The sequence below is a fragment of the Roseovarius sp. MMSF_3350 genome (assembly GCF_030733425.1).
GTDB lineage: Bacteria > Pseudomonadota > Alphaproteobacteria > Rhodobacterales > Rhodobacteraceae > Roseovarius.
The window spans coordinates 1-18,068 of the sequence record NZ_JASHIZ010000032.1 but is presented as its reverse complement, the minus strand read 5'-3'; the positions used below and the strand labels follow the sequence as shown (position 1 = coordinate 18,068).

Sequence of the window (18,068 nt, the reverse complement as noted above, 5' to 3'; positions counted from 1 at the left end):
GGGGGCCGCCCCGGCGGGACGAGCAGGGCTTACTCCGGTGCGTCGATGCCCTGGGCGCTGAGCTCGGTGCTCATGGTGGTGAAGCCGGTGTTGGTCTGGCCGCCCAGCGTGGCGATGGTGCCGACGATCACGGCGCCCACGAGAGCCGCAAAGAGGCCATATTCGATGGCGGTGGCGCCGTCTTCGTCACGGGCGAAGGTGCGGGCGATGGTCTTGATGGATTTGCGTGCGATGGTCATGGTCGTCTCTTTCTGTAGGTTTTGAACAGGTTTGTGATTGCGGGCCGATACGACCCTCGTGTGCCCTGACACTGACGCCTGTCGGGGAAATGCGAAATCCTTCCTCGGTCGGTGGACGGTTTTACGACCCCATCGTCTGACGGTCGTCCGACCAAGGTCGTACGGGTTTCGGGGCGAAATCTGGCGGGAATGTGGCGGCCGGTACGGTGGGCCGGAAAGGGCGGTTGCCGGGGTTGCGGCGGCGCGCTGTATTGCGCGCCGGCAGTCGTGCCGAAGAGGCGGCGGCGCGGCGTGTCGAGCGATGTTCTCGTGTCGATTCGAATCGCGGCAGGGGGTCCCGGGTCGAGCCCGGGCCGGGTGGGGCGCTAGCTGCCGCGGTCGAGCTTGGTAGCGAGGTGGATCAGCGATTCCGAGCCGCGCACGCCCTTGGCGTCGCCGATGCGGTCGAGCGTGTCGTCGAGTTCCTCGGTCGTCTCGGCCTCGAGCGTGACGATGAGGTCGAAGCGCCCCGACGTGGTGTGGACGCGACGCACGCCGGGCAGCGATTGCAGGCGCGAGAGCACGGTGGGCTGGCTGCGCGCCTCGATCTGGACCAGGGCCGTGGCGCGCAGGGGGGCGCGGCGCGCGGCGTTGAGGCGCAGGGTGTAGCCCAGGATGACGCCGGAGGTTTCCAGCCTGTCGAGCCGGGCCTGTACGGTGGTGCGCGCCAGGCCCAGCCGGCGGGCGAGGGTGGCGACCGGCAGACGGGCGTTTTCCTGCAGGAGTGCGATCAGGGCCTCGTCGAGTTCGTCTGTTTGCATGATTCCTCCGGCGTTATGCCGAAATGATACTGCATTTAGTGCAATCTGCCCTGACAAAATCACCAGGTTTCTTGGCACACTGAGGAAAAGACGACCCGAGAGGCAGAGCCATGCAACATCAGACTTCCCCTTGGGATACCCCCGAGGCGCATCTACACCGGCACCGGCCCGACGCGCCGATGCTCTATTTCAGCCCCGAAACGTTGCAGGCCACCGCGCGGCGGTTCCTGAAGGGGTTCGGCGGGCTGGTGACCTATGCGGTCAAGGCCAACCCGGGCGAGGAGGTGCTGGCGAACCTGGCCGCAGCCGGTGTGGGCGCCTTCGACGTGGCGAGCCCGGCGGAGATGCGGGCGGTGCGCAAGGCGGCGCCGGGAGCGGTTCTGCATTACAACAATCCGGTGCGGTCGGTGTCCGAGGTCGAGACGGCCGCGAGGATGGGCGTGGCGTCTGCTTCCGTGGATTGCGCGTCGGAGCTGGAAAAGCTGGCGGGACTGCCGCGCGACATGGAGGTGACGGTGCGGCTGGCGCTGCCGGTCAAGGGCGCGGCCTATGATTTCGGCGCGAAGTTCGGGGCCGGGCCTGACGCGGCGGCGGGACTGTTGCGCAAGGTGGCCGAGATGGGGTTTCGTCCGGGCCTCTGTTTTCATCCGGGCACGCAATGCGCCGACCCGCGCGCGTGGGGCGCGTATGTGCGCGCCAGCGCGGAGGTGGCGCGGGCCGCCGGCGTGACGCTGGAACGGCTGAACGTGGGCGGCGGTTTCGCCGCGCATCGGTCGGGCGCGGCGCCGGACCTCGAGGCGATTTTCGATCACGTGGCGGAGGTGACGCAAGAGGTGTTCGAGGTGGCGCCCCGCCTGGTCTGCGAGCCGGGGCGGGCGATGGTGGCCGAGGCGTTCACGCTGGCTGCACGCGTGAAAGCGGTGCGCCCGGACGGGAGCCTGTTCCTGAACGACGGGATATACGGTGCTTTGGCCGAAGCACGGGATATCGACGCGCTGACCCGTGTACGGCTTGTCAGCCCGGACGGGCTGTCGCGTGAGGGTGCGCCGGTGGCGCGGGTGGCGTTCGGGCCGACCTGCGACAGCCTGGACCGGCTGCCCGATCCGCTGGTCTTGCCGGGGGACGTGGCGGAGGGCGATTACGTGCTGTTCGAAGGCATGGGGGCCTATTCGCGGGCGCTGGCGACACGGTTCAACGGCTATGGGCCCGAGGGGCCGGTGACGGTGGCGCGGCTGGCCTGATCGGGGGGTGGACACCGCGCCGTCGGGCGTTAGGGTCGCGGAAGAATTCCCGCGCAAAGGTGTCCGACATGACCGACCAACGCATGGCGAAATTCGGCCGCGCGCAACCCGTGAGCCGGATCGAGGACCGGCGGTTCCTGACGGGAGCGGGACGGTACACCTCGGATTTGTGGCCGGAGGGATGTTTGCGGGCCTACGTGCTGCGGTCTGTGGAGGCGCATGCGGAGATGACGGTGGATGTGCAGGCGGCGCGGGAGGCAGAGGGCGTGCGCTTGGTGCTGACCGCGGACGACCTGGCGGCGGCGGGGATCACCGAAGGGATGCCGGCGCTGCTGGTGGAGAACCGCGACGGCAGCATGGGCGCGGCGCCGAAGCGGCCCTTGCTGGCCGAAGGGCGCGTGCGGTTCGTGGGCGAGGCGATCGCGCTGGTGGTGGCCGAGAGCCTGGACGCGGCGCGGGACGCGGCGGAGCTGATCGAGGTCGAGTATGACAGCCTGCCGGTGCACCTGGAGCGGGCGCCGGGCGGGCAGACGCTGCATGACGCGGCGCCGGAGAACCGGGCGTTCGATTTCGGCATGGGCGACGCGGCTGCGGTCGAGGCCGCGCTGGCCGGGTCGGCGCATGTGGTGCGCATGCCGCTGGAGGACAACCGGGTGATCTCCAACCCGATGGAGACCCGCAGCGTGCTGGCGCAGATGGAAGAGGGCCGTCTGCATATCGCTTATGGCGGGCAGAACGTGTGGAACACCAAGGTGCATGCGGCACGCATCCTGAAGATGGACGAGGCCGATATCAGGGTCACGATCCCGGATGTGGGCGGCGGGTTCGGCACCAAGGCGCCGGATTATCCCGAGACGTTGCTGGTGGCGCAGGCGGCCCGGTCGCTGGAGGCGCCGGTGGCCTGGGTTGCGGACCGGACCGAGGGGATGCTGTCGGATACGGGCGCGCGGGATCTTTGCCATGATCTGGTGATGGGGTTCGATGACGATCTGCGGATCACGGCCTACCGCGTGGATACCAGGATGAATCTGGGGGCCTATAACAGCCCGCTGGCGCAGAACATCCAGACGAACCTTTTCGCAAAGGTGATGATGGGGGTTTACGACATTCGCGCCGCTTACCTGCATGTCGAGGGGTTTTACACCAATACCACGCCTGTCGACGCCTATCGCGGCGCCGGGCGGCCAGAGGCGATCTATGCGCTGGAGCGGATGATGGATCATGCGGCGCGGGAATTGGGCGTGGATGTGTGGGAGTTGCATCGGCGGAATTTCATCCGGCCCGATCAGTTTCCCTATACCACGGCCTTTGGCGAGACCTATGACGTGGGCGATTTCGCGCGGGTGCTGGAGAGCGTCGCGCGGCACGCGGACAAGGCCGGGTTTGCGGCGCGTCGTGCGGCAAGTGAGGCGCAGGGCAGGCTGCGGGGCATGGGCTTGTGTTTCTATATCGAGAGCATACTGGGCGACCCGGCGGAGGGTGTGCAGATCGAGTTTACCGACGAGGGCGTGCGGCTATACGTCGGCACGATCTCGAACGGGCAGGGGCATGAGAGCGTTTACGCGCAATTCCTGAGCGACCAGACCGGCGTGCCGGTGGAGCGTATCGAGATTGTGCAGGGCGATACCGACCGGATCGCCCAGGGGGGCGGCACGGACGGGTCACGCTCGGTCACGGTGCAGAACAACGTGACGCTGGTGACGGTGGACGCGATGATTGACGCGTTCCGGCCCTATCTGGCGGAGAAGATGGGCGTCGATGCCGACGCGGTGGAGTTCGACAACGAGACCTTCCGCGCGCCGGGATCGAACCAGACGCCGACGCTGCTGGAGGCGACCGCCTGGGCGCGGGCCGACGGGCGCGACGATCTGCTGAGCCACAAGCAGCGCGCGGAGCTGGAGGCGCGGTCCTTTCCCAACGGCGCGCATGTCTGCGAGGTGGAGGTCGATCCCGAGACCGGCGCGGTCACAGTGGCGCGTTACACGGTGGTGGACGATTTCGGAAACCTCATCAACCCGATGCTGGTCGAGGGTCAGATCCATGGCGGTGTGGCGCAGGGCATCGGCCAGGCGCTGTGCGAGCGGGTGGTCTATAACGAGGACGGGCAATTGCTGACGGCGAGCTTCATGGATTACGCGATGCCGCGGGCGGACAATTTGCCGATGATCGCCTTCGAGACCGAGCCGGTGCCGTCGACCACCAACGTGATGGGCATGAAGGGCTGTGGCGAGGCCGGGACCGTGGGGGCGATGGCGGCCACGGCGAACGCGGTGTTCGATGCGTTGCACGACCGGGGCGTAAGCCGGGCCGACATGCCCTTTACCCCGCACCGCGTCTGGATGATGTTGAGAAGCGATGAGCTGGACGAAACGCGTTAGCCGGGCCGTCCGGCGGCTGGTTGGCCTGACCCGTGGCGAGCGGGCGCGGATCAAGCACGGCCCGAGAGGGGCCGTGACCCACGTGATCATCCTGGACGGGACCATGTCTTCGCTGGAAGCCGGATACGAGAGCAACGCCGGCCTGACCTTCAAGCTGTTGAGCGAGGCGGTGGGGGCGGGCATGTCGCTGTATTACGAGCCGGGGGTGCAGTGGCCGGACTGGCGGCGGACGGGCGACGTGATGCTGGGGCGGGGGATCAACCGGCAGATCCGGCGGGCCTATGGCTATCTCGCGTCGCGCTATCGGCCCGGCGACCGGATTTTCCTGTTCGGGTTCTCGCGCGGGGCCTATGCGGTGCGGTCGCTGGCGGGGGTGATCGACCGGGTCGGGCTGCTGAAGGCGGAACACGCGACCGAGCGGCAGGTGAAGATCGCCTATCGCCACTATCGCGAGGAGGCGGCGAGCGTTGCGGCGGCGGATTTCACGCGCGATCTGTGTCATGCGGCCTCGCCGATCGAGATGGTCGGAGTATGGGACACGGTGAAGGCGCTGGACCTGACGGGGCCGCTGATCTGGCGGCTGCTGACGCCGAAGAACGCGTTTCACAGCCATGCGCTGGGGCCGCATATCCACCACGGCTATCACGCGCTGGCGCTGGACGAGACGCGCCAGGTCTATGCGCCGGTGATGTGGGAAACCGGGTCCGGGTCGCGGGCCGGCGAGGGACGGGTGGAGCAGGTCTGGTTCCGGGGCACCCATGGCGATGTGGGCGGGCAGCTGGACGGGTTTCACGCGGCGCGGCCCCTGTCGAACATTCCGCTGGTGTGGATGTTGGAGCGCGCGGAATCGCACGGGCTGCTCCTGCCCGAGGGCTGGCGCTCGCGGTATCCTGTGGACCCGGATGCGCCGTCGGTGGGCAAGTGGCGGGGCTGGGGAAAGATATTCCTGTTCCGCAAGGCACGGGTGGTGGGGCAGGACCCGTCCGAGCGGCTGCACGAAAGCGTGCGGGGGCGCGCAGAGCCGGACGCTCCGGATGCGCAGGCGGCGATGTAGGGCGGCTTGTCAATGCGATGGCGCCGCGCAGGTGGAGGCCTTCCTCGCTTCCGGTCGCGTCGTTTCGCAGGGCACAGCCGATGGTGGGTTTCAGGCGAGCGAGGCAGCCACGTAATCTTCCAACCGGGTCTTGCCGCGCGACGGCCTTTCATCCGTGTCCGTCTTTCCGTCGATCAGGCGTCGGGTCATGCAGGCGTAGGACGCCGCCGCCGTGTCGGAGAACCCGAAGCCTCGGAAGGTTTCTTCCAGCGCGGCGGGCGGGATTTCCTCAACCTTTACCTTGCGACCCAGCACCTTGGCGAACGCGGCGGCAACATCGTGCGCGGTGTAACGCTCCGGCCCTTCGACATGCTGGATGCCGATGTCCTCGGTGCTCGACATGAGACGCCGCGCTGCGGCTTTGCCCAGATCCCCGGGAGCCACCATCGGGAGGCGCAAGTTCGCCGGAAAGAAGCTGGGCAAAATGCCGCTTTGCCGCACCTGGTCCGCCATTCCGGCCCAGTTGCTCATGTAATATCCGCCCCGGTTGATCGCGGCCGGGATGGGCTGTGACGCCAGTGCCGTCTCGAAGGCATGGAGCACCGTGAGGTCGCCGCAGCGGTGGCCCCGGAACGCACCGTAGGTCGAGGCCGCGACCACCTTTTCCAAACCGGAGCCCTGCAGCGCCGACAGGATCGCATCCACGTTCCTGCGTTCCTCCGTGTCGGTGTCGCCTGCCGGGTCTGCTGGAGGGTTGAGCAGAAACGCCCGCCTGCCGGTTGCGAGTATACCGCGCAGGGCAGCGACATCGCGAATGTCGGCCTCGGCGACCCGCGCCCCCGCCCCGGCCAATTCCGCGCCGTTATCCCTGTTGCGTGTCACGACGGTCACCGTTTCGCCTTTGTCCAGCAAGGCGCGCGCGGTTGCCGATCCGACCTGCCCGGTTCCGCCGAGAATGATGTGCATGAAGGGGGTCCCTGTCCGCGGTTGACAGGGATCGTAACACGGGCCGCAGACAGAAGCTGTCAGGAACACCCCTTGGACGATCGCACTTGGCTGTATCGTCGGGTCGGGGTTTCGTTCGCAAGTCCGCCGGCAGAGCGGTTCAGGCGGCGTCCATGATCAGGCAGGTGGTGCTGCCGGTGGCGTAGAGCTTGCCGTCGTCGCGGCCGCGCAACTCGCCCACAGCGGTGGCGGTGCGGCGGCCGCCATGCTGGGTGGTGCCGGTGGCCACCGCCGCCATGCCCAGGGGAAGGGCACGGGTGATGTTCACCTTGTATTCGAGCGTGGTGTAGATCTGGCCCTTGTCCAGCAGGGTCATCACCGCGCAGGCCATGCAAGAGTCGAGGATCGCGCCGTACCAGCCGCCATGCACGCCGCGCATCGGGTTGAGCGCGCCGAAGCCGGGAGTGCCTTCGAACACGACGCGGCCGGGATCGGCCGAGAGGGCGGTGAAGCCGAGCGTGGCGCCGATGGGCGGGGCGGTCAGGTGGCCGGCGATCATGTCGCGCATGAAGTCGAGGCCCGAGCGGGACGAAAGCGCGTCAATGTCGGGCATCTGGTCCAGCGATGTGGCGGTGAAGGGGCGGGCCGTGTCGGTCATGGCGGCACGCTAGTTCGGGCCGGGGAGGGTGGCAAGCCCGCCCCGGCGGCGGGGCATGAAAGCCTCACCGCTTTTGCAGGTCGTCGCTGTGATGGAGGGCCCCATTTTGATGCGCAGAAGGTTTGCGGTTCTTGTCGCGGGGCCTGGCAAAGGTGGGCTGTACGGACCTTGCTGGCATTCACGACGGAGGCGATCGTCAGCCCCTGGGGTGGCGATCCGACGGCAGTCATGAAGCACTTTATGCCTGCCAAACACTCCTCGGAACGATCGGTGCGCCCAGCCTCGCCAAATCGCCAGCCCAAGGGAGGGGCTGACGATGGCCGGGCCGCTTCGCGGCTGTTAACCGGCTGAAATGCGGACGAAGCGGACGTTATTTTCTCACGGCGATGAGACGCGCATCGACGGGCCGTGGTGCGGCGAACCGACGATGGTGATGGGCACTTTATGCCTGCCAAGCACATCCACCTCGAGAGCGTGGCACGTCACCTGCTAAATCGCCGTGCCGTCGCACCAAAGGTGCGCCAACTATAGTCGGCGCGCCTCTGGCGTGACGGGACGGCCCGGCGGTGCGCGGCGGGCTTCGCCCTTGTTCCGCGCGGGCGCTTTATGACTGTGGCGATTATGGGCTCAATCCTGACGTTCGAGCAAAGGTCAAGCACGCGCCGCATTACCTGCGCGGTGTGCACGGAAAAAGCCCCGCCTTCCGGGGGAGGGCGGGGCCAGGCGGTTGCGACAACCCCGGGGAGGGGAATGTCACAGGGATCGTGAGTGGTGGTGGGTCAGGCGACGTCGCGCAGGTCTACCTTGGGCGCGATGCCGAGCGCGTGGCAGACGTCGCGGGTCAGTTCGGGGCGGTTGAGCGTGTAGAAATGCAGATGCTCGGCCCCGCCGTCGATCAGTTCGCTGCACAGTTCGGTGGCGAGCGCCGTTGCCAGCAGGGTTTCGCGGTCGTCTCGGGCGGCCTTGGTGAAGGCCTCGTCGAGCCAGGCGGGGATCTTCGTGCCGCAGGAGTTGGCGAAGCGCTTGGTGCCGGCCCAGTTCTCGATCGGCAGGATGCCGGGGGTGATGGGGGCGTCGATGCCCGCAGCGGCGCAGGCGTCGCGGAAGCGGAAGAACGCCTCGGTGTCGAAGAAGAACTGGGTGATCGCCTCGGACGCGCCGGCGTCGATCTTGCGCTTCAGGTAGTCTATATCGGCCTGGGCATCCGCCGCCTCGGGGTGCACTTCCGGGTAGGCGCCGACGCGGATCTTGAAGCGGTTCATGTCGGCCAGCGCCGAGATAAGCTCGCAGCTGTCGGCGAAACCTTCGGGGTGGGGCGTGAAGCCGTCCGAGCCCTTGGGCGGGTCACCGCGCAGGGCGACGATCTCGTTCACGCCGGCATCGGCAAAGTCCTGGGCGATGGCCAGCGTCTCTTCGCGCGTGGCCTCGACGCAGGTGAGGTGGGCGGCGACGTTGAGGCCGCTGGACTTGTGCAGCGTGGCCACCGCGTCGCGGGTCAACTCGCGGGTGGTGCCGCCTGCGCCGTAGGTCACGGACACGAAACTGGGGTCCAGTGGCGCCAGTGTCTGGACGGTGTCCCAGAGGCGGAAGGACGCTTCCAGCGACTTGGGCGGGAAGAATTCGAAGGAAACGGTCGGTGTGCTCATGACGGGTATCCTGCAATGGGGTGTTGAGTCCCTTGTCGCAGGCGCGCGTATGTGAGACAACTTCATAAAATTCATGGTTTGAATGAGGTGGGCTAATATACATGCATATCGACTTTCGCCATTTGCGCACGATACGGGCCATTCACCAGGCCGGGGGGCTGGCCCGTGCGGCGGACCTGTTGCATATCACGCAGTCGGCTTTGTCCCACCAGATCAAGGGCTTGGAGGATCAGGCGGGGGTCGAGCTGTTCGTGCGGCGCTCGAAGCCCCTGAAGCTTTCGGCGGCGGGGCTGCGCCTGCTGCGGGTGGCCGAGAAGGTGCTGCCCGAGGTCGAGGCGCTGGAGGCGGAATTCAGCGGTCTTCGGCAGGGAAGCGCCGGACGGATGCATATCGCAATCGAGTGCCATGCCTGTTTCGAATGGCTGTTCCCGGTGCTGGAGCGATTCCGCCAGACCTGGGCAGAAGTGGATATCGACATCCGGCCGGGCCTGGCCTTCGACGCGCTACCGGCGTTGCAGAAGGAAGAGGTGGATCTGGTGGTGTCGTCGGACCCCGAGGACCTGGACGGCGTGATCTTTCAGCCGCTTTTCGATTACGAGCCGCTGTTCGTGGCCTCCAGCCAGCATGTGCTGGCGGGCAAGGATTTCGTCGAGGCGGAGGATTTCAGGGACGAGACGCTGATCACCTACCCGGTGGACCGCTCGCGGCTGGATATCTTCACCGAGCTCTTGACCCCTGCCAAGGTCGAGCCGCGGGCGGTACGGCAGATCGAGCTGACGGCGGTGATTCTGCTGCTGGTGGCATCGAATCGAGGAGTGGCGGTGCTGCCTGACTGGGTGCTGCGCGAACAGCGGACGAGTTCGGAATATGTCACGCGGCCCGTGACCAAAGGCGGTCTGACCAAGCGGCTGTATGCGGCGATCCGCGAGGACGAGGCGGACAAGCCCTATATGGCGCATCTCATCCGGCTGGCGCGGGAGATTCCGCTGCGGCTCCAACGGCCTGTGACGCCGGAGACGGTCTGAGTGGTGCCGGAGGCCCCGTGCGGTTAGGGTGCTGTCGAAACCACTGACGGGATGCGACCATGTTGAAGATTGCGACCGCGGCTTACCCGCTGGACGAGTTGGACAGTTGGCAGGCCTATGCCGACAAGATCGAGGCCTGGGTGGCCGAGGCGGCCGGGCGGGGTGCCAAGCTGCTGGTGTTCCCAGAATATGCGGCGATGGAACTGGCGCCCCTGGCCGGGCGGGCGGTGACGGCGGAGCTGGAGCCGTCGCTGCGGGCGGTGTCGGAGAGGATGCCCGAGGCCGACGCACTGCATTCCAGGCTGGCGGGGCAGTACGGCGTGCATATCCTGGGTGGCTCGGCGCCCGTCTATGACGACGCGCTGGGCGCACGACCGGTGAACCGGGCGGTGTTCTTTGCGCCGGGGGGCGACAAGGGCGTGGTGGACAAGCAGATCATGACGCGCTGGGAGCGCGAGCCAATGGGGTGCGTGGGTGGCGGGCCGTTGAAGGTGTTCGACACCGACCTGGGACGGATCGGCGTACTGATCTGTTACGACAGTGAATTTCCGCTGTTGGGCCGTGCGATGCGGGACGTTGACGTGTTGTTGGTGCCGTCCTGTACCGACACGTTGGCCGGGTACTGGCGGGTGCGGATCGGCGCAATGGCCCGCGCGCTGGAACAGCAATGCGTGAGTGCGATGTCGTCTCTGGTGGGGCCTGCCGACTGGTGCGAGGTGTGCGACGTCAACACCGGCGCGGGCGGCGCATTCGGCCCGCCCGACGTCGGCTTTCCGCCGACCGGCGTGCTGGCCGAGGGCGTGCTGGACGCGCCGGGATGGACCTATGCAGAGGCCGATCTGGAAAAAATCGCGCAGGTGCGGGCGGATGGCGGGGTGCTGAACCGCACCCACTGGGCCGAGCAGGCGGGTCGTGACGGCGCACCCACAGTTGAACGGCTGCAATGATATTTGACTTGAAAACCTTGGGGAATGGGGCCATTTAAACGCCTGTCCTGCAACCGGCAGGGCGGAAACCAAGGAGAGACCATGGCCAAGGAAGATACGCTCGAATTTCCAGGTGTCGTGAAGGAACTCCTGCCGAATGCGACATTTCGGGTCGAGCTAGAGAACGGCCATGAGATCATCGCGCACACGGCAGGCAAGATGCGCAAGAACCGCATCCGTGTTCTGGCAGGCGACAAGGTTCAGGTGGAAATGACACCTTACGATCTGACCAAGGGTCGGATCAATTATCGCTTTAAATAACGTGAACCGCAGGTTTGCGCCGTGCGCGGAAGCGTTTTGCCTTAGGTGAAATGCGTGCGCACCCCGTCGATCATCTGGGGGCAACATGACGACAGCGCAGAGCCCCAAGTTGATCCTGGGGTCCGGCAGCCCGCGACGCCGGGATCTGCTGGCGCAGATCGGCGTTGTCGCCGATGACGTGCGCCCGCCCGATATCGACGAGCCCCCCGAAAAGGCAGAACTTCCGCGCCCATATTGCGTGCGGATGGCGCGGGAAAAGGCCTTGGCCGTGGAGGCCGGGGCTGACGATATCGTTCTGTCCGCCGACACGACCGTGGCGCTGGGCCGGCGCATTCTGGGCAAGCCCGAGGATGCAGACGAGGCCGACGCGTTCCTGCGCAAGATGTCGGGGCGGCGGCACAAGGTGATCACGGCGGTGGCGGTGCGCCGCGGCGCGCGCATTTGGGAGCGCGACGTGGTCAGTGACGTAAAGATGAAGCGGCTGGATGACGACGAGATCGCGTTCTACCTGGGTACTGGAGACTGGCGGGGCAAGGCCGGCGGCTATGGCATCCAAGGGCCTGCGGGGGCGTTCATTCCGTGGATACAAGGCTCGTTCACGGCCATCGTGGGCTTGCCGCTGAAGGAAACGGCGGGGCTGCTCTTGGCTGCGGGATACCCTGTGTGGAAGGGAAAGACATGAAGGGACGCGTGGTGGCGCTGGGTCAGCTTGGCGAGTTCGAGGCGGCGGCGCTGATGGAGGATGGCGTGCTGTCCGACCTGCTGGTGGACACGGACCTGCCGCGCCCGGGCACGATCTATCGCGCCGTGATAGAGCGTCCGGTGAAGGGGCAGGGCGGGCTGTTCGTGCGCATGCCCGACGGCAACGGGTTCCTGCGCCAGGTCAAGGGGATGAGCGCCGGGGGCACCGTGCTGGTGCAGGTCACGGGCTATGCCGAGCCCGGCAAGGCGATCCCGGTGACGGCGAAGGTGCTGTTCAAGAGCCGCTATGCGATCGTGACGCCCGGCGCGCCGGGGATCAACGTGTCGCGGGCGATCAAGGACGACGACCTGCAGGACCGGCTGATGTTGATCGGTAAGGACGTGATGGCGGGCGACGACAATGGGCTGATCCTGCGCTCGGCCTGCGAGGGCGCGGACGAGGACGCCGTGGCCGAGGACGTGGCACGCATGGCGGAGCTGGCCCGCGCGGTGATGGCGGATGCGAGCGGCAAGCCCGAGAAGCTGGTCGAGGGGCCGGGGCCGCACGAGCTGGCGTGGCGCGACTGGCCGGAGCCGGAGATCTGGGACGAGGACGCGCAGGCCTTCGCGCACCACGGGGTGCTGGATGCGGTAGAGGCGTTGCGTTCTGCGCGCGAGGATCTGCCGGGCGGCGCCAGCATTTATGTCGAGCCGACACGGGCGCTGGTGGCGGTGGATGTGAACGCGGGCGGCGACACCTCTCCGGCGGCAAGCGTGAAGGCCAACATGGCCGCCGCGCGGGCCTTGCCGCGGGCCTTGCGGTTGCGGGGGCTTGGCGGGCAGGTGGTGCTGGACCTGGCGCCGATGCCAAAGAAGGACCGCAAGACATTCGAAGCCGCCCTGCGCGCCGCGTTCCGCCGCGACACGGTGGAGACGGCCCTTGTCGGCTGGACGCCGCTTGGGCACTATGAGTTGCAACGAAAGCGAGACAGGCTGCCGCTGCCGAAAGGTGTGATATGAGTTGCCCGATTTGCGGGGAAGACACGGTGAAGAAATACCGCCCCTTCTGTTCCGAGCGATGCGCCAACCGCGACCTTGGCGCGTGGCTGCGCGGGGATTATGCCATTCCCTCCAGCCGGTTGGACGATGCCGAGGAAGTCGCCGACGCACTGGAAGAGGCACGGGATGCGGGCTCGGGAAAACCCCACTGAAAAGTGGCAAAAACCCACTGGACAGTCGCGTGGCCCTCGCCTAGAAAGCCGGAACCCGAACGGCGCGGCCGTTCACCCGTGCCCGGGTAGCTCAGGGGTAGAGCAGTGGATTGAAAATCCTCGTGTCGGTGGTTCGATTCCGCCCCCGGGCACCACTTTTAAATCACTGAAAAATGTAGAAATTTTTGTTTTTCGATGACTGATGGTCGGTGAGGTTAGCGCTTCTGGACGACAGCGGGACGACAGACTTCTCTCCTTTGACTGATTGGATGGAGCACGATTTATTGCACATCTGCGTTTCCGGCGAAACTGGATGAACATCATTTACCCTCCAGTTCACCAACTGGAGAAGAACAATGAAACACGACGATACTCCTCACGACGTGCTGCTGCCTATCAATGCGGTCTGCAAAATCGTTGCTCGCTCGAAGGCAAGCATCTACCGCGACATCCAAAAGGGAACATTTCCCAAAGCTCAGAAACAAGGCGGCTCGAGCCGCTGGCGCCGCTCTCTCGTCCTAAAAGTTGTCGAGGGCACGTACCAGCACTGATGACTTCCCGCATAATTCTCTGAGCTGAGCAACACTTTCCTGCAGGATTTCGTCGGCTCTGCGCAGCTGATGTCAGCACAAGAGTAACCGGGGCCGCCTGATGGCGGCCCCGGTTACTCCGACTTATCGGCAACCCTATTCGAGTCCGCTGATCGCGATCTCGAGAAGATGCGCGATCATCCAGAGCTCGGCACCCAACCGTGTCGTTTTCCACGCCTTGTCGTACGGGTCCTTCGGTCGCTCTTCCGTGAATTTCGCAAAGCCTTTGAAATCTTCGATCGGGATGCGACTACGAACGGAAGCCAGCATGGCGCGGCACGCCACCAGCCGCGTAGAGTCGTCGGCCTCGGGGTCGAGCATGGCATGGTAGTGGCACATGCTCGGCGAGAAGGTCGGCGCGCCCGGGAAAGCGGCAAATCGGATCAGGTGCAACCATCGCGCCGCAAGCTCCGCTTGCAGGCGCGCAGTGGTGAGACCGGGAGTGTTCGCACTCTTCATCACTGCACCTCCTCACCATGAGCGTGGCCCGGAATTCCAGCAAGCCAAAGCGCTTCCAGCGCCCGCTTTCCCCGTGAGATCGCGTCCGCAGAGATCATGGCTTCCGTGGCACGTGGATCGTCGGGATGTACATCGGCAAAGCGCGCTGCCTCGGGTCCGGAGAAATCGTCGACGAACTCGAGACGGAAAAGCCGTGCCAATCGTGCCAACGTCCGCCGATGCGTATGCAGATCGCCCCCTTCCCGGGCGCAGTCGACGAGGGCGTGTGCTCGACGGGCCCATGTAGACCCGCCGAGGAGGTCGGCCGAGGCGATGAGTGTATCACCGTCTTCGCAGAGCCAGCGTCGGAACGCATCGGCAACCTTCATATTCCGCAGCAAGGAATTGATCTTAATTTCGTGTTTCATCGGGATACTCACTCTCTGTGATGCGCGAACTCGGGATGAGCCGCGTCAGATATCCCCGCTGCGAAAGGGTACGTTTCTTGTCGTGTGGACTGGTCTGTCCGATCGTGGAGATCACCCACGCTTGGCGATTGGCGTCGCGCAAGGCCTCCCCGCCAAGTTTTTTTCAGATCGCCCAACCGCCGGGCGCGCCCTCATTCAAGGGCGCGCGCCCGGCGGTTGGGTCACGCCTCAGTGTGTTCCGCTCGGGCTCTGATCCCGCCTCTTGCAGTCGGCGAGCCAAGCATCGAGCAAAGCCCGCTTCCGGCGTGCCTTGAGGCTCTGCCGTCCGGCCCGCACGGTGCGACCACGCGCGTTGCGCTCACGGTATTCGCGCTTCGTGCGCGCGCCCGTCTGACCGCACAGGGCCAGCGACATCCAGGTCAGGTCGCGATCGCTCTCATAGGCGAGCTGATGCCAGATCGTGCGCATGATGTGCTGACCGGTGCCGACATGCTCGTAGAAGACATCGGAAATCCAGTCCGCCGAAAGCGCTGTGTCACCGCCGGTCTCGGAGAAGAGCGGCGTGCCACGGCGTCTATCGTATTCCGGCCACAGGGCACCACCGGCAGCCTCCAGTGTAAGAAGCGCATCGAGAAACGGTGTTGTTTCCGGCCAGAGCGCAGGCAGGTCGTACTCTGAATCCGTCTTGCTCAGCCGCGTCTGAACCGACCAGCCCGTGTTTGATCGGCAGATCTCGTGACCGATGCGGAGGCGGTGCAGATCGCCGATCCGGAGCGGCATGTTGACCGAAAGCGCAAGGACGGCGGCGTGCAGCGCAAGACGATATCGCCGGGCCGTACCGGCCGGGGCCTGCAGGCTCTCCTCGCGGAGGGCCTCGGCGATGTCCCAGACCTCACCAATCGTCGTACCATGCTGATCCAGCCATTGGAATTTTCGCTTCCGCAGTTTCCTTCCTCGCCGTGCATAGTCTCCGGCGAGACTTTCGAGCCTGGTGATCAGTTTCTTCTTCTCTCCGCGATACGCGAGAAAGTCGGCGATCAGGCGAAGCTGCAAGGCAAGTCCGGTCCCACGGCGGCCGCGCGCGTCCTCTCGAGCGAGCCAGGACAGGATTGCCTGCTTGTCGAGCGTGGGGGACCGGCCAGCCCCGATGCAAGCCTTTGATACCGCGCGGAGCACGTATTCGATATCACCGATCATGCTCGAGGCCGGCGGTGTCGGCCCCGACAGGAGTAGCAGACCGGCATCGCGCCGCTTCGCGCGATCCCGCATGTCGTCGAGCGTTGCGTGCCAGTCGGCTCGCAGGTCATCTCGTGGGATCGCGAGCCGGAGGTCCGGCCCCCTTGGATTTCCCGTGACGGTCGAGCGCCCCGCCAGCTTCGCGCGTCTCAGATCTCTGATCACACGACGTAGAGGACCGCACTGATTTGGGGCCACTTCGCTGAGAACCCGCCGTAGGCGTTCGAGGGTTGAGAGCTTTCCGAATGTACGGAAATCCTCATCATGCGGCACCTTTGAACCGCGCGCGGCCAGATGCGCCGTCCAGCGTGCGACGCGCGCCCGATCGGCCTCTGGCAGGCTTGCGAATGCCTCTACAGGCACCCATCGTGCAGGATCAGGGGATAATGTCATTTCAGTGTCCTCCTCGAATGTGTTTCCGTGCTTGCTTGCGTGACTGCTGCAGCAGTTTTCGACCTTCGATGACGGCTTTCACGCCATCCATCCAGGCGTAATGCGCCTCCACCGTGCTGACCTCGTCGCCAAGAACCGCTGCCGCGAGCGCGAGAGCGCTCGGATCCTCGTCCAGAATAAAGTACACGGTGATGTGGCGTGCCTGGTGCAGGGTCATGTCGAGCCCAACAGCATCGACGCCAACCCGGTAGTGCTCGGCAAAGGTCGTTTCTTCCATCGGGCGATCCGCACGCTTCGATGGAAACAGCCAGTTACTGTCCGCGAGGTTGTGACCATACGGATGATCTTCGATAAGACGCGGCCGGATTTCGCGCAGATACCAGTCAATGATTGCCCGGGCGTCGTCGTCGAAGTCGGCCTCGATCTCGACGCCGTTCTTGACCAGCGCGGCCGGGATCGAAAGGCGCACGTCTTCCTCGCCTTGGCCGAGAAAAAGTTGCGCATCCTCACCACGGAACGGAAGGCCGCGAAGGTTCCAGGCCCGCACCGCCGATCCTCTGAACAGGATAGCGGATTGCACCGCTGCGATGCCGAGATGCAGGGCGCGCATGCGGATCTTGTGCTTCTTGGCCTTTTTGAGGCGGTCCCAGTCATCGAGAATTTTCTGGGCCTCGCGCATGAGCGCCTCCGGCATGCCGTGTACGGCCAGCTGTTGCGGTGTGCTGCGCGAAAAAGCCTTGATCCAGGCTTCCCGTGGCGCGGACATGCGCCCCCGTCGCTTGGCCTTCTTCCTCACCCTGTCGCGCAGCTTCTGAAGCTTTTTCCGGTCTTTCTTGCCGAGGAATTTCGAATAGACCGCTATATGCGACAGCCGCTCGACGGTGAGATGGAGCGTCGATGCTTCTTTTTCGACTTCGCCATCCAGCATTCTCACTTGCCAGAGATCTGCCACACGCGTGATCGTCTCGAGGCTGCAGAGATCTCGCAGCGTGAGTTCGTCTCCTGGCAGGAGAATTCCGGCCCGCTCAAGAACGCCCGTGGCATTGTTGAGCGCGTTCTCGTAGGTCTGCGCCGTGCGCGGCTTGAATTCGCTCTCCTCGGCGGGCACGGGGCGTCCCAGGTGGTCTTTGCCGCGCTTGCGTGCGACGAACGCATCGAAAGGATCCCAGAATTTGGACGAAGCATTGGAACCGCCTCGGCGGCGCGTGCTCGGCACCGACTGGACGCGATCCGGCTGCGCCAATGGTGCCTCGGGAAAGCCGGAACGGAGCGACGCAATGATGTCGGAGTGATCGAACAGATCGTTCATCGTGTCGATCCCCCGCTTGAAGGTTCTGCGCGCCTTTGTCTTCAACGGAGTTGCGATCCGGGTGATCGCCTCATCCGTCAAGTCCTGTGGCCTCATGCCGGCCGCCGAGGCGCATTCTGCCAGGATCTTCACACCATGCTCCTGATGCGGGCCGAGACGCTTCTTAGGGCCACTATGCGCTGCGACGGAAGCAAGGACCGCTTGCCATTCGGGCAGGATCGCCGCGCCCTTTGCCGGCTTCACATGGACTCGGGAGAGCGCGCCGCGCACGCGCTTGCGCCACTCGACGAAGTGTTGGCGGGACTTGAAGCCGGACGCCAGGGCCGCGACATGCCCGGTGCCCCAACGCTCCACGAAGGCATCGTAATCCGCGTCGATTTGGCAGAGTGGGCGGTTGTAGATCTTCGGGCATTCAAGGACCCGCGGCCGGATCTGATTGACGACGGAGGGCGAGTAGCCCAGCCCATCGAGATTGTCGTAGAGATCTTGCATGTTTCTGATGTTTTCTACGGTCATTGTAGGTCCTAAATGTTGGTATTCGTCTGACCGCCTGTCGCGGCCGGCTCTCGT

The 18,068-nt window shown here is 65.4% G+C and carries 19 protein-coding genes and 1 tRNA gene; 11 read left to right on the top strand and 9 right to left on the bottom strand.

The genetic code is table 11. The features are described from left to right. Nucleotides 1-29: 29 nt before the first annotated feature. Nucleotides 30-239, bottom strand: coding sequence for a Flp family type IVb pilin (locus tag RBB31_RS20135; protein WP_306131042.1), 210 nt, complete (start codon nucleotides 237-239; stop codon nucleotides 30-32). A gap of 365 nt (nucleotides 240-604) precedes the next feature. Next, nucleotides 605-1,039, bottom strand: a complete 435-nt coding sequence (locus tag RBB31_RS20130) for an Lrp/AsnC family transcriptional regulator (RefSeq protein ID WP_306131041.1) — start codon at nucleotides 1,037-1,039, stop codon at nucleotides 605-607. 110 nt (nucleotides 1,040-1,149) lie between these two features. Between RBB31_RS20130 and RBB31_RS20125 the strand changes: the two genes are divergently transcribed. The 3 genes from RBB31_RS20125 to RBB31_RS20115 all read left to right on the top strand — a co-directional run bounded on the left by RBB31_RS20125 (nucleotide 1,150) and on the right by RBB31_RS20115 (nucleotide 5,712). Further along, nucleotides 1,150-2,280: a type III PLP-dependent enzyme gene (locus RBB31_RS20125; RefSeq protein ID WP_306131040.1), complete on the top strand. Its 1,131-nt coding sequence runs from the start codon at nucleotides 1,150-1,152 to the stop codon at nucleotides 2,278-2,280. Between the two features lie 83 nt (nucleotides 2,281-2,363). After that, nucleotides 2,364-4,658, top strand: a complete 2,295-nt coding sequence (locus RBB31_RS20120; RefSeq protein ID WP_306131044.1) for a xanthine dehydrogenase family protein molybdopterin-binding subunit — start codon at nucleotides 2,364-2,366, stop codon at nucleotides 4,656-4,658. Next, nucleotides 4,636-5,712 carry a DUF2235 domain-containing protein gene (locus RBB31_RS20115; RefSeq protein WP_306131039.1) on the top strand — a complete coding sequence of 359 codons (1,077 nt, stop codon included), beginning with the start codon at nucleotides 4,636-4,638 and terminating at the stop codon, nucleotides 5,710-5,712. The genes RBB31_RS20120 and RBB31_RS20115 overlap by 23 nt, the downstream gene beginning before the upstream one ends. Before the next feature lie 90 nt (nucleotides 5,713-5,802). Here the strand turns inward: RBB31_RS20115 and RBB31_RS20110 are convergent, their stop codons facing one another. From RBB31_RS20110 to metF, 3 genes are all read right to left on the bottom strand, one after another. Further along, a complete protein-coding gene (locus RBB31_RS20110; protein ID WP_306131038.1) occupies nucleotides 5,803-6,657 on the bottom strand; it encodes an NmrA family NAD(P)-binding protein in 855 nt (284 codons plus the stop codon). A gap of 139 nt (nucleotides 6,658-6,796) precedes the next feature. Further along, nucleotides 6,797-7,294, bottom strand: a complete 498-nt coding sequence (locus RBB31_RS20105; protein ID WP_306131037.1) for a PaaI family thioesterase — start codon at nucleotides 7,292-7,294, stop codon at nucleotides 6,797-6,799. 779 nt (nucleotides 7,295-8,073) lie between these two features. Continuing rightward, complete coding sequence (gene metF, locus RBB31_RS20100) at nucleotides 8,074-8,940, bottom strand: methylenetetrahydrofolate reductase [NAD(P)H] (RefSeq protein ID WP_306131036.1); 867 nt, start codon at nucleotides 8,938-8,940, stop codon at nucleotides 8,074-8,076. 101 nt (nucleotides 8,941-9,041) lie between these two features. Between metF and RBB31_RS20095 the strand changes: the two genes are divergently transcribed. From RBB31_RS20095 to RBB31_RS20060, 8 genes are all read left to right on the top strand, one after another. Beyond that, complete coding sequence (locus RBB31_RS20095) at nucleotides 9,042-9,965, top strand: LysR family transcriptional regulator (protein ID WP_306131035.1); 924 nt, start codon at nucleotides 9,042-9,044, stop codon at nucleotides 9,963-9,965. A gap of 62 nt (nucleotides 9,966-10,027) precedes the next feature. Further along, complete coding sequence (locus RBB31_RS20090; protein ID WP_306131043.1) at nucleotides 10,028-10,912, top strand: carbon-nitrogen hydrolase family protein; 885 nt, start codon at nucleotides 10,028-10,030, stop codon at nucleotides 10,910-10,912. Between the two features lie 81 nt (nucleotides 10,913-10,993). Next, nucleotides 10,994-11,212: a translation initiation factor IF-1 gene (gene infA / locus RBB31_RS20085; protein WP_005978431.1), complete on the top strand. Its 219-nt coding sequence runs from the start codon at nucleotides 10,994-10,996 to the stop codon at nucleotides 11,210-11,212. An 85-nt stretch (nucleotides 11,213-11,297) separates the two neighbouring features. Next, the gene (locus RBB31_RS20080) at nucleotides 11,298-11,894 is read left to right on the top strand and encodes a nucleoside triphosphate pyrophosphatase (protein ID WP_306131034.1); all 597 of its coding nucleotides are present in this window, start codon (nucleotides 11,298-11,300) and stop codon (nucleotides 11,892-11,894) included. Continuing rightward, nucleotides 11,891-12,913 carry a ribonuclease E/G gene (locus tag RBB31_RS20075; protein WP_306131033.1) on the top strand — a complete coding sequence of 341 codons (1,023 nt, stop codon included), beginning with the start codon at nucleotides 11,891-11,893 and terminating at the stop codon, nucleotides 12,911-12,913. The genes RBB31_RS20080 and RBB31_RS20075 overlap by 4 nt, the downstream gene beginning before the upstream one ends. After that, nucleotides 12,910-13,104, top strand: coding sequence for a DNA gyrase inhibitor YacG (locus tag RBB31_RS20070; protein WP_306131032.1), 195 nt, complete (start codon nucleotides 12,910-12,912; stop codon nucleotides 13,102-13,104). Before RBB31_RS20075 ends, RBB31_RS20070 begins: the two co-directional genes overlap by 4 nt. A gap of 80 nt (nucleotides 13,105-13,184) precedes the next feature. Next, nucleotides 13,185-13,259, top strand: a tRNA-Phe gene (locus tag RBB31_RS20065). Between the two features lie 201 nt (nucleotides 13,260-13,460). Then, a complete protein-coding gene (locus RBB31_RS20060) occupies nucleotides 13,461-13,655 on the top strand; it encodes an AlpA family transcriptional regulator (RefSeq protein ID WP_306131031.1) in 195 nt (64 codons plus the stop codon). Nucleotides 13,656-13,790: 135 nt separating this feature from the next. Here RBB31_RS20060 and RBB31_RS20055 read toward each other — a convergent pair whose 3' ends face one another. The 4 genes from RBB31_RS20055 to RBB31_RS20040 all read right to left on the bottom strand — a co-directional run bounded on the left by RBB31_RS20055 (nucleotide 13,791) and on the right by RBB31_RS20040 (nucleotide 18,014). Continuing rightward, nucleotides 13,791-14,153, bottom strand: a complete 363-nt coding sequence (locus RBB31_RS20055; protein ID WP_306131030.1) for a hypothetical protein — start codon at nucleotides 14,151-14,153, stop codon at nucleotides 13,791-13,793. After that, on the bottom strand, nucleotides 14,153-14,560 hold the full coding sequence (locus RBB31_RS20050) for a hypothetical protein (protein ID WP_306131029.1): 408 nt from the start codon (nucleotides 14,558-14,560) through the stop codon (nucleotides 14,153-14,155). Before RBB31_RS20050 ends, RBB31_RS20055 begins: the two co-directional genes overlap by 1 nt. Before the next feature lie 228 nt (nucleotides 14,561-14,788). Further along, nucleotides 14,789-15,961 carry a hypothetical protein gene (locus tag RBB31_RS20045; protein ID WP_306131028.1) on the bottom strand — a complete coding sequence of 391 codons (1,173 nt, stop codon included), beginning with the start codon at nucleotides 15,959-15,961 and terminating at the stop codon, nucleotides 14,789-14,791. Between the two features lie 229 nt (nucleotides 15,962-16,190). Continuing rightward, a complete protein-coding gene (locus RBB31_RS20040; protein WP_306131027.1) occupies nucleotides 16,191-18,014 on the bottom strand; it encodes a hypothetical protein in 1,824 nt (607 codons plus the stop codon). Nucleotides 18,015-18,068 lie beyond the last annotated feature (54 nt).

Coding starts and splice junctions, on each gene's coding strand:
- RBB31_RS20135 (WP_306131042.1), bottom strand. CDS start 239: ATGACCATCGCACGCAAATCCATCAAGACCATCGCCCGCACCTTCGCC.
- RBB31_RS20130 (WP_306131041.1), bottom strand. CDS start 1,039: ATGCAAACAGACGAACTCGACGAGGCCCTGATCGCACTCCTGCAGGAA.
- RBB31_RS20125 (WP_306131040.1), top strand. CDS start 1,150: ATGCAACATCAGACTTCCCCTTGGGATACCCCCGAGGCGCATCTACAC.
- RBB31_RS20120 (WP_306131044.1), top strand. CDS start 2,364: ATGGCGAAATTCGGCCGCGCGCAACCCGTGAGCCGGATCGAGGACCGG.
- RBB31_RS20115 (WP_306131039.1), top strand. CDS start 4,636: ATGAGCTGGACGAAACGCGTTAGCCGGGCCGTCCGGCGGCTGGTTGGC.
- RBB31_RS20110 (WP_306131038.1), bottom strand. CDS start 6,657: ATGCACATCATTCTCGGCGGAACCGGGCAGGTCGGATCGGCAACCGCG.
- RBB31_RS20105 (WP_306131037.1), bottom strand. CDS start 7,294: ATGACCGACACGGCCCGCCCCTTCACCGCCACATCGCTGGACCAGATG.
- metF (WP_306131036.1), bottom strand. CDS start 8,940: ATGAGCACACCGACCGTTTCCTTCGAATTCTTCCCGCCCAAGTCGCTG.
- RBB31_RS20095 (WP_306131035.1), top strand. CDS start 9,042: ATGCATATCGACTTTCGCCATTTGCGCACGATACGGGCCATTCACCAG.
- infA (WP_005978431.1), top strand. CDS start 10,994: ATGGCCAAGGAAGATACGCTCGAATTTCCAGGTGTCGTGAAGGAACTC.
- RBB31_RS20080 (WP_306131034.1), top strand. CDS start 11,298: ATGACGACAGCGCAGAGCCCCAAGTTGATCCTGGGGTCCGGCAGCCCG.
- RBB31_RS20075 (WP_306131033.1), top strand. CDS start 11,891: ATGAAGGGACGCGTGGTGGCGCTGGGTCAGCTTGGCGAGTTCGAGGCG.
- RBB31_RS20070 (WP_306131032.1), top strand. CDS start 12,910: ATGAGTTGCCCGATTTGCGGGGAAGACACGGTGAAGAAATACCGCCCC.
- RBB31_RS20060 (WP_306131031.1), top strand. CDS start 13,461: ATGAAACACGACGATACTCCTCACGACGTGCTGCTGCCTATCAATGCG.
- RBB31_RS20055 (WP_306131030.1), bottom strand. CDS start 14,153: ATGAAGAGTGCGAACACTCCCGGTCTCACCACTGCGCGCCTGCAAGCG.
- RBB31_RS20050 (WP_306131029.1), bottom strand. CDS start 14,560: ATGAAACACGAAATTAAGATCAATTCCTTGCTGCGGAATATGAAGGTT.
- RBB31_RS20040 (WP_306131027.1), bottom strand. CDS start 18,014: ATGACCGTAGAAAACATCAGAAACATGCAAGATCTCTACGACAATCTC.